Here is a 273-nt window from a genome sequence, read left to right on the forward strand (position 1 = left end):
TGGCGGCTTCGAGCGTATTTGTCAGGCATTGGCGCGTATTGCTAAGCGCTTTCCACAAAGCCGGATTGTTTATCCTATGCACATGAATCCGCAAGTGCGTGAGCCGGTTAATCGTCTGCTCCAAGGCTTGGAAAATATCTCACTTATTGAGCCATTGGATTACCTTCCCTTTGTTTATTTAATGAATCGTGCGCACCTTATTGTAACTGACTCTGGCGGCGTGCAAGAAGAAGCGCCAAGCCTTGGGAAACCTGTGTTAGTTATGCGTGATAC

1 protein-coding gene is annotated in these 273 nt (G+C 47.6%); it reads left to right on the plus strand.

What is annotated here, in order from left to right; all coding sequences use genetic code 11:
• Window positions 1-273, plus strand: a 273-nt coding sequence (locus tag CWC14_RS18685; protein WP_212746575.1) for a UDP-N-acetylglucosamine 2-epimerase, incomplete at both ends; no start/stop codon positions are given.

The sequence above is a fragment of the Pseudoalteromonas sp. S3260 genome (assembly GCF_005886925.1).
Classification (GTDB): domain Bacteria; phylum Pseudomonadota; class Gammaproteobacteria; order Enterobacterales; family Alteromonadaceae; genus Pseudoalteromonas; species Pseudoalteromonas tetraodonis.